This is a genomic window from Porcipelethomonas sp. (genome assembly GCF_051893655.1).
Classification (GTDB): Bacteria; Bacillota; Clostridia; order Oscillospirales; family Ruminococcaceae; genus Porcipelethomonas.
Map to the genome: position 1 here is coordinate 1 of NZ_JBJFHN010000046.1, position 16,145 is coordinate 16,145.

Sequence of the window (16,145 nt, forward strand, 5' to 3'; positions counted from 1 at the left end):
TCAAAAATGGTTGTTATGGGTAATGCAGAATTCATTGACGATGAAAATCTTCAGGAATCTTATGTAATTGTTCCCGTATATCTTTATCTGAGTACAATCACATGGATGTATAACAGTGATGTAAATATGGGTATTCCGTCAAGAGAAAAATCATACGACTATATGACGCTCAAAAGCGAAAATGAAGCTAATTCCGTACTTATAATCTTATGTACAGCTCCGATAGTCGTTGCAGCTGCCGGAGTGCTGATCTGGGTTAAAAGGAGACATTCATAATGAAGCGTATAAAAATAGCTATTGCAATTATGGCTGTAATTGTTATTGCTGCTCTGGGCATATTTCTCATGGCAAACCACTACAGCAACAATAAGAAAACTAAAGAAGCTGAAGATGAACAAAAGCTTGTGCTGTTCGATTTTGATGAAGATGCCGTTGACAAGGTTGAGATTGACAATGCAACCGGAAACTACGTTATGGAATACAATAACGGTGAATGGAGTCTTACAAACACAGATGAATTTGAACTGAATTCATTTGCAATGGCATCTATATGTTCGAAGATGTGCAATCTTACAGCAAACAAAATCCTTGACGATAAAGACGCTTCCAAATACGGATTTGATAATCCTATAGAGATTTCAGCTTATGTGGATGATGAAGTTTACACCCTTCTTATCGGCGACGCTACTCCTACATACGAAAACTTCTATGTCATGAAAGAAGGCAGTGATGACATTTATCTCATTGACTATTCATCCGGAGTTATTCTGTGTGCAACTAAAGACTCGCTGAAGCAAACATATATGCTGGGATTCCATACCTATGACATTACTCACTTCTGTCTCTGGAAAGGCGAAGAAAAGGATGAAAACATTCTTTTCTCAATGTACGAAAACGAAGACGGAACATGGAGAATGGAAAAGCCCTATGAGGACAGTACAGTATACAACACACAGGTTGATACTTTCTTAAGCGATACCGTAAAAGACGAAATTTATACCTTTGTGGCTGAAAACTGCAAAGAATCCGATTACAGCAAATATGGATTCGATACTCCTCAGTATGTATATGAAGCAACTGCCGGTGACCAGACAAAGAAAATTATTTTCGGTGACTTCACAAACAACGAAAATGAAATATATGGTTTGTTTACAGAAACCGGTCAGGTAGTTACTTTCTACAGCGGAGATATTGCTACTTTAAGCTATGACACAATGGATATGATGAACACTTCTGTATATTCAGCTGATATTAATGAAGTAACAGAGGTAACTGTAGAAATGGCAGACGCAACAGCTGAGCTTGAAATCAATGCTGCAAGCGAAGATTACACGCTTAATGGTAAAAAAATTGAAGGTGATGATGAAAAGGAACTGTTTACAGCATTCTATAATTCATTCAACAATGCTTATTTTGAATCGATTCAGAATGATCAGGAGCCTGAAGGAGAACCGGAACTCACAATCACCTATGTCCGTTCTGACAATATATTAACAAGAATATCATATATTCCGGTACCAGGCGAAGATTCCAACACATACTGGGCAATGAAAGACGGCAAGTATACCGGATTCGTAGTGCGTAAAAAAGTTATTTACAATATAACTTCTGCTTATGAAACTCTTTCAGAAGCTGTTGAAGAATCATCAAAATAAAAGATTACACCCTGTATTTCTTACGAAATACAGGGTGTTTTTACATCATTGACAACGGATCGGTAAATGAACCGTTTTTATAGACTTCAAAATGCAAATGGGATTTTTCAGATGTTTCTATATCCGCTGTTTCACCAACTGCTCCGATTTCCTCACCGCTGCTTACCTGCTGTCCTGCCTGAACTGTAACTCCGCTGTTTAAATTGCAGTACTTTGTAATGATACCATTTCCATGGTCAATTGTAACTGTAATTCCCCACAGAGGATCCTCATCTACTGCTGAAACCGTTCCGGAATCTGAAGCCACAACAACATCCCCTAAAGCCGCTTCAATGTCAATTCCGTTATGAGTCTGCCATGCTCCGGTAGTATTGGACTTAACCAGCTCTCCGTTACTGAATTCATTCAGTATTTCTCCCTCCAAAGGCATAATAAGTTTCCTGATTTCAGGCTGTGCTGTTTCTTCTGCATCTTCCTCCTGATCTTCAGTTTCTTCGGCAGTGGTAATAACTGTTGTTTCAGTCGTTTCAGCAATAACCGGTGCTTCAGTAGCGGGCTTAGGTATATCTGTCCGAACTCCGGCAACATCCTTGTTGTCATTTTCGCTTTCAGTCATATTCAGCGATGATTCCAGCTGACCTGATATATTCTCAGCTGTCTGAGTATATGCAAAATAACAGGCTGCACCTACCATTGCAATACTCAGAGCAAGAGCAATATAAAAACCTTTTCCGCTTAAAATGGATTTAGAATTTTTCTTCACGTTTAACACCTCCGGTTTTAGTTTGGACCATTAAAACCGGTTTATTCGTACATATTCCTTTTTTTCCAAATTATTTTATAGATACATTGAAATAATTTCTCCGATAGTGTAAAATAGTATAAGTAAGAATTATCTGAAAGGAAGCTTTAAAAACTAATGTTTAAACTCAGACGTTTTTTAACACATTACAAAAAAGAACTGATATTAGGTCCGTTCTTTAAACTGCTGGAAGCTATATTTGAACTTATTGTTCCTGTAGTAATGGCAAAAATTATAGACAATGGTATCGGGAAAAATGATGCCGGATATGTATGGAAAATGAGTGGTGTTATAGTCATTCTTGGCGTATGCGGACTCGGCTTTGCTCTTACATGTCAGTTTTTAGCCGCTAAATGCGCATATGGCTTCGGAACAGAGCTTAGAAATGCTCTTTACAGTCATATAAACCGATTTTCCCATGGGGAAATTGATAAATTCGGTACTTCTTCTCTGATAACAAGAATTACCAATGATACTATTCTTGCGCAAAACGGTGTGAATATGTTCATACGTCTTGCTGTCAGAGCACCGTTTCTTATAATAGGTGCTGCTGTAATGGCAATGATGCTTGACTTAAAGCTTTCAATAGTCTTCCTTATTGCCGCACCTATTATAACATTAATTATAGTATGGGTTATGAAAAAGACTGTTCCGATGTATAAGAAAATACAAAAAGGACTGGATAAAATCTCTCTTCTCACCAGAGAAAATCTTGAAGGTGTAAGAGTTATACGTGCCTTTTCAAGACAAGAAGAAGAAAAGAAAAAATTTGACAAGGAAAGTGATGAACTTGCCGCAAGCTCTATCATAGCCGGAAAAGTATCTGCCATTTTGAATCCTGTTACATTTATGATTATGAATCTGGGAATAGTGGCTATTTTATGGTTCGGAGGAATACGTGTCAATGCAGGACACCTTACTCAGGGAGAAATCACTGCCTTTGTAAATTATATGACTCAGATTCTGCTTGCAATGGTAGTCCTTGCAAACCTCATTGTAGTTTTTACCAAAGCTGCTTCATCAGCTTCAAGAATAAATGAAGTATTTGAAACTCAGCCGGGAATTATCACCGGAAATGATACTGATATTGATCTGAATAAAACTGCTGTTGAATTTAATGATGTAAGCTTTAAATATCCCGGTGCTGGAGATCTTTCTCTTAAAAACATATCTTTCACCCTTCGCAAAGGACAGGTTCTGGGAGTAATCGGCGGTACCGGCTCAGGAAAATCAACACTTGCCAGTCTTGTTCCGAGATTTTATGATATTTCTTCCGGACAAATTAAAATATTCGGCAAAAGCATTGAAAAATATTCCCTTGAAACCCTGCGAAAGCTTATCGGTACTGTCCCACAGAAAGCCGCATTGTTTTCAGGAACTATAGCTGATAACATGCGCTGGGCAAAGCCTGATGCCACAGAAGACGAAATAATCTCAGCACTTAAAATTGCTCAGGCATGGGAATTTGTTTCAAAGCTTCCGGAAGGAATATACACTCATATTTCACAGGGAGGTAAAAATCTTTCAGGCGGACAAAGACAGCGCCTTACCATTGCACGGGCATTAGTGGGGAATCCGCCGATAGTGATCCTTGATGACAGTATGAGCGCTCTTGACTATGCCACAGATCTTGCCCTGCGAAAAGCCATAGAATCAGAGCTTTCAGACACGGCTGTAATAATGATTTCCCAGAGAGCTACAACGCTCCAGAATGCTGACAATATTCTTGTTCTGGATGACGGAGAAGCAGCAGGCTTCGGACGTCATGACGACCTGTTAAAATGCTGTCAGGAATATTCTGAAATCTACAAATCACAAATGAGCTAAAAATGAAACGGAGATTATAAAATGTTTAAAACCATAAAAAGAATACTTCAATATGCAAAGCCATATAAAATTCATCTTTTTACAGCTGTATTCTGTTCTTTTATAGGCGTTGTTCTTTCTCTTTTCGTTCCTGTTCTTATAGGAAAGGGTGTTGACATTATTATAGGTAAAAATAATGTTGACTTTCATAAATTAATAAAAATCTGTGCCGTTATTGGTGTAGTAGTTATTATAAGTGCTTTTTTCCAGTGGATCACTTCCCTTTCAACCAATAAGCTTTCATATCATACTATAAAAGATATCAGAACGGATCTTTTTAACAAACTCAATGCAGTACCTCTTAAATTCATTGACAACAGCTCCAAAGGCGACCTTATCGGCAGAGCGGTAAATGACATTGAAACCATATCAGACGGTCTTCTTCAGGGCTTCACTCAGCTTTTCAGCGGTGTTGTAACTATTCTGGGGACCTTAGGTTTCATGCTTTCAATAAATGTAAAAATTGCTCTGCTTGTGGTAATTCTGACACCAATTTCACTTTTTACAGCTGCAATAATCACCAAACTCAGCCACGATTCTTTTACTGAACAATCCGCACTCAGAGGAAAAATGAGCGGATTTACTGAAGAAATGGTGGGCAATCAAAAAATTGTCAAAAGCTTTTCCTATGAAAAAAGAGCTGAAAAAACTTTCAGTGAAATTAACGAAGATATGAGAAAAAGCGGTATAAAAGCCGTATTCTTTTCTTCAATGACAAATCCTACTACACGCTTTGTAAATGGTCTTATCTATGCAGCTGTGGGAACTGCCGGAGCACTAAGTGCAATCGGCTCAGTAAAATTTTTAGGGGTAATTACTGTAGGTCAGCTTTCAAGCTTTCTGTCATATTCAAACCAATATACAAAACCATTTAACGAAATCTCCGGAGTGATAACAGAACTTCAGAATGCTATAGCTTCTGCTGAAAGAGTATTTGCAGTTATCGACGAACCGGCAGAATCATCAGATTCCGGAAAAGAAGTCCTTGCCTCATGCGATGGAACACTTACAATGGAAAATGTGAATTTCTCATATATACCGGAAAAGAAGCTTATTCAGAATTTTAACCTTAATGTGAAACCGGGACAGAAAATTGCTATTGTAGGTCCGACAGGCTGCGGAAAAACAACGGTTATAAATCTTCTTCTGAGATTCTATGATATAAACAGCGGCATCATCCGTATCTCAGGGAAAAATACAATGGATCTGACACGCTCCAGTCTGCGTTCACAGTTTGGAATGGTTTTGCAGGATACATGGCTTTTCAATGGAACTGTGGCTGAAAATATCGCCTATGGAAAGCATAATGCATCAATGGAAGAAATAATTGCAGCTGCAAAGGCAGTGCATGCCCACAGCTTTATCAAACGTCTGCCGGAAGGATATAATACCATTATTGACGAAGAGGGCAGCGGACTTTCTCAGGGTCAAAAGCAGCTTATTTCAATTGCAAGAATAATGATAACTGATCCCCCTATGCTGATCCTTGACGAAGCAACCTCCAGCATAGATATCCGCACCGAGCAGAGAATTCAGCGGGCATTTGAAAAAATTATGACCGGTAAAACAAGCTTTATAATTGCTCACCGACTTTCAACTATAAAAAATGCAGATGTTATTCTGGTTATGAAAGACGGAAATATTATTGAACAGGGTAATCATGAACAGCTGCTTGAGAAAAAAGGTTTTTATGCTGAACTTTACAGCAGTCAGTTTGCTCCAGTATAAATTATTTATAATGCACAATTATAATTGCTCCATCTCTTGACAAATTATGCAGATTAATATATAATTAAACCTATCAGATAAACGAAAGGTTTTGGATTATGAATACTAAAGAAATTATTAAACAGATAGAAAAATCTCTTACAGGTGATCCTCAGAAAGACGGTCCTTTTCTGAAATCACAGGCAGATAAATATAAAAATACTGAAGAAAGTCAGGAAATCAATCGTGAGCTTGCAAGAATGCTTTACGATGTATCTAAAGCTGATTATGATAAAACACTCTATAGCTTTCTGGGTGAGGAAAACAAAAAGGTAAATCAGCAGATTGACAATGCAAGAAAAAGATTTGACAACCGTAATTATACCGGCGGAATAAAAATTCTTGAGGAAATAATAAAAAATAATATCTTTGCATGGCATGATACTTCCGAATGTACCTATAAATCATTTGGTACTCCCCTTGAATATATACTTTACAAACAATTCTATGAACCGGAAAAGGAAATAAAACCTGTAAACTGCAATCTTGCCGGAGTCTACTGGATGTACGGTCATGGTCTAATGCAAAAAAAACGTTATGATGAAGCAAAGGAAGCTATTGACCATGCCATAGAGCTTAATCCTGTGGATCCTGATGCGTATGTACAGCTGGCAGAAGTTTTAAAGTTCACAAACAAACCTGATGAGCTCCGCAAGGCATGCGATAATCTTCTCAGATGTGCGGTTACCAAAGAGCAGATCGGCAGGGCATATTTTAATTACAGCTTCTATTTCAGTGAAAAACATGAATATGAAAAGGCAGCTGAAATGCTTGAAATGAGCAAAATTTTTTTCAGTTCAGATATTATAAAAACCGAAACAGAATATATTTCAAAGTGTATGGGACTTGGATCTGCTCCGCCTAAGCATACTCAGAAACAGCTTATGGATATGATGATTGAAGAACACATTCAGCCCGGTCCTTCAGCAGCAGTTGTTCAGACAGCATATGCCCTTGCAAAACAATTTGAATCACAGCTTGATTTTACAAATGCAAAATATTTTTATGAGATCGTCTGGGAACTTACTGAAGATGATGATATCAGTCAGCATATAAACGAACTTTCGTCAGCAATCAGAGATATTAAGGATTTTAATTAGCAAAATCTCACAATTTATGTCAATGTTTTTTGTTGATAAATTTGTACAAAATTTATTGCACTTTATTGGAAAATACGGTATAATGATTATAAATGTAATAACATTTATAATCATTATTTTTATTTAGGAGGGTTAATTTTGAAGAAAAGTTTTTTTGGTAAAGTTCTGGCAGCAGCTGTTGCTGTAACATGTGCTGTAAATACTTCTGTTATTTCAAATTTTGCTATTGCAGAAACAGGTGTCAAATATGAATTTGAAGACGGAACATACGGCAGCGATTCAAAATTCGGAAACGAAATAGAAGGATATTCCGGAACAGGCTATGTTGATTCACAGGAAGGTGATATTTCACTGACCGTAACTGTTGACAAAACTGATATTTACGAACTTACAATCGGTTATTGTCTCCCCGAAGACAGAGGTTCAAAAAATCAACTTTTATTTGTTAATGATGTTTCCCAGGGTGAAATAGGATTTTCACCTTCAGATACTTTCAAGGAACTTAAAGTCAGCAGCATACGACTTACAGAAGGTGAAAATACTATTACCTTCAAAAAAAGCTGGGGATGGATCATCTTTGACTATATGACAGTTAATCAGGCAGTACTTCCTGAGCTTTCAGTAAGTACAAAGCTTTCTGATCCTGATGCAACTCCAACTACTCAGAGCCTTATGAATTATCTGGTTGATAATTATGGCAACCATATAATTTCCGGTCAGCAGGAATGCTATGGAAATGCTGATGAAAAAGAATTTGAATATATATACAATCTGACCGGAAAATACCCTGCAATCCGTGGCTTTGACTACATGAACTGGACTCAGGGAATTAACTGGGATGACGGCACAAACAACAGAATTATAGACTGGGTTAACAATAAAAACGGTATTGCAACTCTGGCATGGCACTGGTTTGTTCCTCTTGATATGGATAACTATACTCCGGGACAAACTCTTGGCAACGGAAATGTCGCATTCTATAACAAAACATCCAACAATACTCCATATACAACATTCAGTCCTGCTAAAGCCGTTCAGGAAGGTACTGCTGAAAACGATTATATCAATAAAGATATTGAAATGGTTGCAAACTCATTGAAAGAACTGCAGGACAAGGATATTTCAATCATATTCAGACCTCTTCATGAAGCAGAAGGCGGAAGTTCACTTGACGGCTCAAAATCATGGTTCTGGTGGGCAAATGACGGTGCTGAAGCATATGTTGAACTCTGGCACTATCTTTATAACAAGCTTACTAATGAGTATGGTCTTCACAACCTGATCTGGGAATGGAATTCTTATACTTATGAAACATCTTCTGCATGGTATCCGGGCGATGAATATGTTGACATTATAGCTTATGACAAATATAATGCTAATGGCGAGCCAAATGAAAGCTCCATTTCAAGTACTTTCTATTCACTTGTTGACATGTACAATGGCAATAAATTAGTTTCTATGGCTGAAAATGATACCATTCCAAGTCTCGAAAATCTTACTGCTGATAAAGCTGGATGGCTGTATTTCTGTGTATGGTATGACAGAAACCCTCTGTTCCTTTCAGGAGATAATTATCAGAATGCAGATACGGTAAAGGAAATATATCAGAGCGATTATTGTATTACTCTTGATGAACTTCCAGAAGATCTCAGGACATATGCAAGTCAGAATCCTGAACAGCCAACAACTGAAGTTACTACAGAACAGCCTACAGAAACAACGGAACCAATTGTTACTACTGCTACAAATACCACTGAGGTCTATGTTACAGATGCTACAGAAACAACCGTTACTACTGTTTCAGATACAGTTGAAACTACAACCACAACAAATGACACAACAGATACAACTGTTCCTGATGACGCTGAAGCTACTCTGTACGGTGACATTAACCTTGACAATTCAGTTTCAAGTACAGATGTTGTACTGCTCAACAAATACCTTCTCAGCAATACAGAATATCCTCTTCCGGATCTATCATCATACGCAAATGCTGATTGTGAAAAAGACGGTAAAATAGATCTTGTAGATTCGGCAAAAATAACCGATTACATACTTGGTATTACGCCTCTGTCTGAGTTGGGACTCAATATGAATCTGATAGATTAGAAAATATACCAAATATAAACAACAGCCAGTTCAATTTTTACATTGAACTGGCTGTTTTCTTTAAAATGTAAGGTTTTTAAAAAATCCTACTGATTCCATCACAAATTTAACACATAATCACTTTAAAATTTAAAGTAGATAAAGAAAACAATTATTAATAATTGAAATTATATTTTTTTTATTTTATTTTTAAGATATAGTATAGGCACGGGATTATAAAGAAAATTCGTACTTAAGTAAAATTTATATTCATTTATCTCTGCAAACAGTATATATTATGCCATTGCTTACTGTTTTGCATTTTAAGCATTAATTAATTTTACTATATCTGAAAAGGAAATAAAAATATGAATAAATACAAAAAACTGATAGGAAATACTTTAATTTTTGCTGTCGGTCAGACAGGTGCAAAAATTTTCAGCTTTTTGCTGGTAAGACTGTATACTGCTGTTCTTATGCCTGATGAATACAGTACTGCCGAATTACTTTACAATACTCTGAATGTACTTTATCCGATTATAACATTTTCTATGGCAGATGCCATTGTAAGATTTGGACTGGACAAAACATATGACAACCGAAAAGTTTATTCATCTGCAAATTTTATGTTGTTTATCGGAATCATATTCTTGGCATGTACCCTTCCAATATGGAATGCCTCCGAATTGTACCATGGCTATACCGGATTACTGTTTGTATATTGCCTTTGCAGCTGCTTCAGGCAGCTTACTGCCCAATATGCTCGTGCGGCAGGTCATGTAAAATTATTTGCATTAGACGGAATTTTTGCAGTACTCACACAATTTTTATGTAATGTTTTATTTATGGTATACTTTGATTTGGGTATCAAAGGATATATATTATCGTTTATAGCGTCTGATATTTTTTCAATCATCTTTTTATATATAACCGGAAAAATTTACAAATCATTCAGAATAAGATTTATTGATAAAGCTCTCATAAAAGAAATGCTGAAATATTCATTACCACTTGTTCCAACGTATCTTTTATGGTGGATAACCTCATCATCAGACCGCATGTTTGTAATAAAAATGGTAAGCAATGAAGCAAATGGAATATATGCCGCAGCATATAAACTTCCTACACTGCTTATGTTTTTAACAACTATGTTCTATCAGGCATGGCAGATGTCTTCGGTGGAAGAAAAAGACAGCAATGAATTAGGACTGTTCTATAAAAATGTATATGAAACGTATTCTTCCCTGATATTTATTGCTGCCGGATTTCTGATTACATTTTCAAAGCCTGTTACTGATTTATTGCTGTCTGATGAAAAATACAGCGGTGCTGAACATTATACTGTAATCTTGATTGTTTCAATGGTTTTTCAATGTTTTTGTCAGTTTCTTTCAAGCATATACAGTGTAAAGAAAAAATCCCAAAACAGTTGTTTTACTGCTTTGGCGGCAGCTCTGACAAATGTTATTCTTAATATCGTGCTTATTCCAAAATTCGGAGTATACGGTGCAGCGATAGCTACTGCCTTGTCATATTTTATATGTTATTTAATCAGAATTATAGATACAAGACGTTTTGTTTATTTTAAATTAAACGTTCTGCAAACTGTATTAAATACTGTGCTGCTTACTGTAATGTGCATAATTTCAATTAAAGAAACAGAATATTATATAATTGAACTGACATTTCTTTTTATTATCTTAGTACTTGTTAATTTCAGCAAAACGATAAAACTGATATCAAAATTAATGAATACTGAAAAAATCCATAGTAAAATTATGATAAAAATTCTCAATAAAATTTCCTGATCAAAAGTATCAAAAAATCTTCAGTCAGTTAAAACAAAAGACCGGATAAAAAATCCGGTCTTTTAATATTATATAAATTAAACTAACTGAATAATAGCCATTTCAGCTGCGTCGCCTCTGCGGGGACCAGTTTTAATAATTCTTGTGTATCCGCCGTTTCTCTCAGCATATTTAGGTGAAATTTCATCAAATAACTTCTTAGCAACGTCTTCCTTAGTAACGTAAGCAAATACCTGACGTTTGGAGTGCAGATCGTTGTTTTTGCCGAGTGTTATCATCTTTTCAGCAACCGCTCTGACTTCCTTAGCTCTTGTTACAGTTGTTTCAATCTGTCCATTCTCCAGCAAATAAGTAACCATTGCTCTGAGCATGGCCTTTCTATGGTCAGTTGTTCTTCCAAGCTTTCTTGTACCTGGCATCGTTATTCACTCCTTTACAAATTACAGAAAAACTTTTTTCTGCAGTTTTATTCCTCTTCTGAACTCAGATCAAAACCAAGTGATTGAAGCTTTTCTTTGACCTCATCAAAGGATTTTTTACCAAGGTTTCTAACCTTCATCATTTCTTCTTCTGACTTGTTGATCAAGTCATCTACGGTGTTAATTCCAGCACGTTTCAGACAATTGAAAGAACGTACTGATAAGTCAAGTTCCTCAATGGTCATCTCAAGAATTTTCTCTTTGCCCTTATCAGTCTGCTCGACTAATACTTCAGCTATTACTGATTCATCTGAAAGATCAATAAACAGCTTTAGATGCTCGTTGAGGAGATTGGCTGCCTGTGACAAAGCTTCCTTTGCAGAGATTGTTCCGTCTGTCCAAACCTCAATAGTCAGCTTATCAAAATCAGTTACCTGACCGAGACGAGTGTCTTCGACCTTGTAATTAACCTTCAAAACAGGAGTATAAATACTGTCAACTGCAATAACATCAATAGGCATATTGCCGCCCATCTGCTGTTTATTACGTTCAGCAGAAACATAGCCTCTGCCGCGGTCAATAGTTATTTCCATATAGAGCTTTGCATCCTTGCCAAGAGTAGCAATATGCATTCCAGGATCAAGAATATTGACCTCAGAGTCCGTCTTGATATCACCGGCAGTAACTTCGCATTCGCCTTCAGCTTCAATATAAACGGTTTTTGGTCCTTCACCGTAAAGCTTTGCGGTCAGACCTTTTATTGCAAGGATAATTTCTGTAACATCCTCTTTTACACCTGGAATTGTTGACAACTCATGATGAACACCGTCTATCTTAACCGAATTGACTGCTACACCGGGGAGCGAGGAGAGCAATACTCGTCTTAGACTGTTACCTAATGTGATACCATAACCACGTTCCAACGGTGACAAGACAAATTTGCCGTATTTTCCATCGCTTCTAAGCTCGACAGTATCAATTTCCGGCTTTACGATTTTTTCAAGCATAAGAACCCTCCTATTTCGCAATCACTTTTTTCTCTATATAAATCAACAGGCTAATAATAAGAATATTCTTATTATTTTGAGTACAATTCGACGATGAATGTTTCTTCAACCTCATAGTCGAGGTCATCCTTAACAGGCATACGAACAACCTTAGCAGTTGCTGCATCTCTGTTAGCCTCAAGCCAAAGCGGGATTACTCTGCCCTTTGTTGCCTCTGTAATTTCCTTGAATTTATCGCTCTTTTTGCTCTTTTCGCTGAGTTCGATAACATCTCCGACTTTAACTCTGTAAGACGGAATGTCAACCTTTTTGCCGTTTACAAGAAAATGTCCGTGTGAAACGAGCTGTCTTGATTCTCTTCTTGTAAGAGACATTCCCATTCTGAAAACAACGTTATCAAGACGAGATTCAAGAATTGTAATCAGGTTTTCACCTGCTTTGCCTTCCATTTTTTCAGCGATTTCAAAATAGTGACGGAAAGGTTTTTCCAATACGCCGTAAATAAACTTCAGCTTCTGTTTTTCCTTAAGCTGTGTTCCGTATTCTGAAACTTTCTTTCTCTTGTTTGCATTAGGATTACGATTGCTTTCCTTAGCGATACCCATAACAGCCGGGCTGATTCCCAGGTATCTGCATCTTTTGAGAATTGGTTCTCTGTTTATAGCCAACTTTTTTACACCTCCTGTAAATTAGACACGTCTTCTCTTTGGAGGACGGCATCCGTTATGTGGAATAGGGGTTACGTCTTTTATCATCTTAACTTCAAGACCTACTGTCTGCAATGCTCTGATTGCAGCTTCACGTCCTGAACCAGGTCCCTTAACATAAACCTCAACGCTCTTAAGACCATGTTCCATAGCTGCTTTAGCTGCTGTTTCAGCTGCTGTCTGTGCTGCAAATGGTGTAGACTTTCTTGAACCTCTGAAGCCAAGTCCGCCTGCGCTTGCCCATGAAATAGCGTTACCCTGTGTATCTGTGATTGTTACAATAGTATTATTAAAAGTGGACTGAATATGAACAGCGCCGCTTTCAATATTTTTACGCTCTCTGCGTCTTCTGATAGCAACCTTTTTAGCTTTCTGCTGTGCCAATGCTCAAGCCCTCCTTACTTCTTCTTGTTTGCAATCGTCTTTACAGGTCCCTTACGGGTTCTTGCATTTGTCTTTGTACGCTGTCCTCTTACAGGAAGACCCTTACGGTGACGCACGCCTCTGTAGCATCCGATTTCTACAAGTCTTTTGATATTCAAAGCAACTTCTCTTCTGAGGTCGCCTTCAACATTACAATTTTTATCAATATAATCACGCAGCTTTGCTACGTCTTCTTCTGTAAGATCCTTTACTCTTGTGTCCGGATTAACGCCGGTTTCTTTCAGAATTGTTGTAGCAGTCTGACGACCGATGCCGTAAATATATGTCAAGCCGATTTCGACTCTCTTATCCTTCGGCAGGTCAACACCAGAAATTCTTGCCATTAATTAATAGCACCTCCGTTAATAAAGATGTCAGGCTTATCAGCCCTGACGTTGTTTATGCTTTGGATTTTCGCAAATTACCATTATTTTGCCCTTGCGTTTAATAACCTTGCATTTTTCGCAAATAGGTTTAACTGAAGGTCTGACTTTCATTGAAAATACCTCCTTGATAGATTACAGAAGCATTATTTTCACAACGCCTCAGGTTTCATCGCTAATTACTTAGCTCTCCAAGTGATTCTGCCCTTAGTCAGGTCATAAGGCGACATTTCAACAGTTACCTTATCGCCGGGAACTATACGGATATAGTTCATTCTAAGCTTGCCTGATACATGCGCAAGAATTATATGGTCGTTAGGCAGCTTTACTCTGAAATTCGCATTCGGCAAAGCCTCTTCGACAACGCCCTCTAATTCAATTACATCTTCCTTAGACAAAATTAATTACCTCCCCATATCGGTTACGGTGTGCGCAGCGTAATCGCCAAGCACATTTCTAAGCTTCTTATCAGTTATATCATTCAACTCAATAATTTTACTGGTAAATGTGAGATGCTTCAGATTTTTCTTTTTAGGTGATGTAAGCCTGCGCCTTTTGCCGTCTGCAATGTAAACGCAATTTTCATCCGCACCAACTATTACAAAATATCCTCCGCTGTCTCTTCCGGCAGTTGCTTTAACAACTCTGCCATTTTCAATTTTCACAGTCTACCTCCGTTAAGGTCTGGTCAAAATAACCGGACCATCCGAAGTGATCGCAATCGAATGCTCAAAATGAGCAGACAACGATCCGCTGGCGGTTATAACAGTCCATCCGTCTTTTAAAACTTTAATATCGTCGCCCTTTGCATTGATCATAGGTTCAATGCAGAATGTCATTCCGGAAACCAGTTTCGGACCATGTCCGGGTTTTCCGTAATTTGGAACCTCCGGGGATTCATGAAGTTTACGTCCTATTCCATGTCCGCAGTAATTTCTGACAATTCCATAGCCCCTTGACGCACAATACTCCTCAACTGCGTGGCATACATCGCCCAGTCTTGCGCCGACCTGAGCAGCTTTGATACCTTCGTAAAGGCTCTCCTGAGTTACATCAAGAAGTGCTTTTGCTTCATCTGAAATCTTACCGACCGGAAAGGTCGCACATGTATCTCCGTGAAAGCCGTTATAATATGCTCCCACATCAACACTTACTATATCACCCTCGGCGATTCTTCTCTTATGGCTTGGAATGCCGTGTATAACTTCATTATTAATTGAAATGCAGGCACTTGCCGGAAATCCGCCGTAATTCAAAAAAGACGGAGTAGCCCCGCATCCGACTATATAATCATGGATTATTTTGTCAAGGGCTTTTGTTGTCATACCGGGCTTTATTGATTCGCCTGCAAGCTTTAATGCTCCGCCGGCAATTTTACCGGCTTCACGCATTTTAGCTAAATCTGTACTGGATTTAATGTTTAACATTTTATGCTCCAACTGCTTTCAGTGTCAGCTTTGAAGTTTCTGAAACTTCATTCTGACCTATTACTGTCTCCAGCTTGCCTCTCTTTGAATAGAATTCCTTAAGGGGAGCTGTCTGTTCATGATAAACTTTTAAACGCTCAATTACAGTATCCGGATGATCGTCCTTACGCTGAACAGTGTTTCCGCCGCACTTGTCGCACTTGCCTTCAACCTTTGAAGGTTTGAATTCAGTATGATAGGAAGCCCCGCAGCTTTCGCATACTCTTCTTCCTGAAAGTCTCTGCTGAATTGTTTCATCCGGAACATAAATTTCAACTACCTTGTCAATGTTTACGCCCATGTTCTCCAGTGCTTCAGCCTGAGGAACAGTTCTTGGAAAACCGTCAAGGATATAACCGTTTTTGCAGTCATCTTCTGCAATACGGTCTTTAAGGATACCGATTACAACGTCATCGGAAACCAGTGAACCGCTTTCCATTGCAGCCTTTGCTTTAAGACCATATTCTGTACCGTTTTTTACAGCTTCACGCAAAATATTTCCCGTTGAAATCTGCGGAATACCCAAAGCCTCAGAAATAACTTCTGCCTGAGTACCCTTTCCGGCACCCGGAGCACCTAACAAAATTAAATTCATACCGGACCTCCTTATTCAAGGAATCCCTTATGATGACGCATCATCAACTGTGATTCCAG

General features: G+C 37.9%; 17 protein-coding genes and 1 pseudogene. 7 read left to right on the plus strand and 11 right to left on the minus strand.

Going from position 1 to position 16,145, the window contains the following annotated elements; genetic code table 11:
* Nucleotides 1–276 (plus strand): annotated as a pseudogene (locus ACI4WO_RS02460) (hypothetical protein); the annotation flags it as partial.
* Nucleotides 276–1,655: a DUF4340 domain-containing protein gene (locus ACI4WO_RS02465; RefSeq protein WP_439805975.1), complete on the plus strand. Its 1,380-nt coding sequence runs from the start codon at nucleotides 276–278 to the stop codon at nucleotides 1,653–1,655. The pseudogene ACI4WO_RS02460 and the gene ACI4WO_RS02465, both read left to right, overlap by 1 nt.
* A 40-nt stretch (nucleotides 1,656–1,695) precedes the next feature.
* On the opposite strand, the gene ACI4WO_RS02470 is transcribed toward ACI4WO_RS02465, so the two are convergent.
* On the minus strand, nucleotides 1,696–2,418 hold the full coding sequence (locus ACI4WO_RS02470) for a peptidoglycan DD-metalloendopeptidase family protein (RefSeq protein ID WP_439805976.1): 723 nt from the start codon (nucleotides 2,416–2,418) through the stop codon (nucleotides 1,696–1,698).
* A gap of 156 nt (nucleotides 2,419–2,574) precedes the next feature.
* Between ACI4WO_RS02470 and ACI4WO_RS02475 the strand changes: the two genes are divergently transcribed.
* The 5 genes from ACI4WO_RS02475 (at nucleotide 2,575) to ACI4WO_RS02495 (ending at nucleotide 11,086) form a co-directional block, all read left to right on the plus strand.
* Nucleotides 2,575–4,284, plus strand: a complete 1,710-nt coding sequence (locus ACI4WO_RS02475; RefSeq protein WP_439805977.1) for an ABC transporter ATP-binding protein — start codon at nucleotides 2,575–2,577, stop codon at nucleotides 4,282–4,284.
* A 21-nt stretch (nucleotides 4,285–4,305) separates the two neighbouring features.
* Nucleotides 4,306–6,051 carry an ABC transporter ATP-binding protein gene (locus ACI4WO_RS02480; protein WP_439805978.1) on the plus strand — a complete coding sequence of 582 codons (1,746 nt, stop codon included), beginning with the start codon at nucleotides 4,306–4,308 and terminating at the stop codon, nucleotides 6,049–6,051.
* 98 nt (nucleotides 6,052–6,149) lie between these two features.
* Complete coding sequence (locus ACI4WO_RS02485) at nucleotides 6,150–7,190, plus strand: hypothetical protein (RefSeq protein ID WP_439805979.1); 1,041 nt, start codon at nucleotides 6,150–6,152, stop codon at nucleotides 7,188–7,190.
* 138 nt (nucleotides 7,191–7,328) lie between these two features.
* Nucleotides 7,329–9,299 (plus strand): glycosyl hydrolase, encoded by a 1,971-nt coding sequence (locus ACI4WO_RS02490; protein ID WP_439805980.1) that lies wholly within the window; start codon nucleotides 7,329–7,331, stop codon nucleotides 9,297–9,299.
* Nucleotides 9,300–9,646: 347 nt separating this feature from the next.
* Nucleotides 9,647–11,086: a lipopolysaccharide biosynthesis protein gene (locus ACI4WO_RS02495; protein ID WP_439805981.1), complete on the plus strand. Its 1,440-nt coding sequence runs from the start codon at nucleotides 9,647–9,649 to the stop codon at nucleotides 11,084–11,086.
* Between the two features lie 77 nt (nucleotides 11,087–11,163).
* On the opposite strand, the gene rplQ is transcribed toward ACI4WO_RS02495, so the two are convergent.
* From rplQ to ACI4WO_RS02545, 10 genes are all read right to left on the minus strand, one after another.
* Entirely contained in the window at nucleotides 11,164–11,505 is a 342-nt protein-coding gene (gene rplQ, locus ACI4WO_RS02500) for a 50S ribosomal protein L17 (protein WP_439805982.1), read from the minus strand.
* Between the two features lie 47 nt (nucleotides 11,506–11,552).
* Nucleotides 11,553–12,512 carry a DNA-directed RNA polymerase subunit alpha gene (locus tag ACI4WO_RS02505; protein ID WP_439805983.1) on the minus strand — a complete coding sequence of 320 codons (960 nt, stop codon included), beginning with the start codon at nucleotides 12,510–12,512 and terminating at the stop codon, nucleotides 11,553–11,555.
* 71 nt (nucleotides 12,513–12,583) lie between these two features.
* Nucleotides 12,584–13,180 (minus strand): 30S ribosomal protein S4, encoded by a 597-nt coding sequence (rpsD, locus tag ACI4WO_RS02510; protein ID WP_439805984.1) that lies wholly within the window; start codon nucleotides 13,178–13,180, stop codon nucleotides 12,584–12,586.
* 21 nt (nucleotides 13,181–13,201) lie between these two features.
* Complete coding sequence (rpsK, locus tag ACI4WO_RS02515) at nucleotides 13,202–13,603, minus strand: 30S ribosomal protein S11 (protein WP_147643212.1); 402 nt, start codon at nucleotides 13,601–13,603, stop codon at nucleotides 13,202–13,204.
* A 14-nt stretch (nucleotides 13,604–13,617) separates the two neighbouring features.
* Entirely contained in the window at nucleotides 13,618–13,986 is a 369-nt protein-coding gene (gene rpsM / locus ACI4WO_RS02520; RefSeq protein ID WP_439805985.1) for a 30S ribosomal protein S13, read from the minus strand.
* 39 nt (nucleotides 13,987–14,025) lie between these two features.
* Nucleotides 14,026–14,139 carry a 50S ribosomal protein L36 gene (gene rpmJ / locus ACI4WO_RS02525; protein ID WP_177532321.1) on the minus strand — a complete coding sequence of 38 codons (114 nt, stop codon included), beginning with the start codon at nucleotides 14,137–14,139 and terminating at the stop codon, nucleotides 14,026–14,028.
* 65 nt (nucleotides 14,140–14,204) lie between these two features.
* Nucleotides 14,205–14,423: a translation initiation factor IF-1 gene (gene infA, locus ACI4WO_RS02530; RefSeq protein ID WP_177496815.1), complete on the minus strand. Its 219-nt coding sequence runs from the start codon at nucleotides 14,421–14,423 to the stop codon at nucleotides 14,205–14,207.
* A 6-nt stretch (nucleotides 14,424–14,429) separates the two neighbouring features.
* The gene (locus ACI4WO_RS02535; protein WP_439805986.1) at nucleotides 14,430–14,690 is read right to left on the minus strand and encodes a KOW domain-containing RNA-binding protein; all 261 of its coding nucleotides are present in this window, start codon (nucleotides 14,688–14,690) and stop codon (nucleotides 14,430–14,432) included.
* A 12-nt stretch (nucleotides 14,691–14,702) separates the two neighbouring features.
* Nucleotides 14,703–15,452, minus strand: a complete 750-nt coding sequence (gene map, locus ACI4WO_RS02540) for a type I methionyl aminopeptidase (RefSeq protein WP_439805987.1) — start codon at nucleotides 15,450–15,452, stop codon at nucleotides 14,703–14,705.
* A 1-nt stretch (nucleotide 15,453) separates the two neighbouring features.
* Nucleotides 15,454–16,086 carry an adenylate kinase gene (locus ACI4WO_RS02545; RefSeq protein ID WP_439805988.1) on the minus strand — a complete coding sequence of 211 codons (633 nt, stop codon included), beginning with the start codon at nucleotides 16,084–16,086 and terminating at the stop codon, nucleotides 15,454–15,456.
* Between the last annotated feature and the right edge of the window lie 59 nt (nucleotides 16,087–16,145).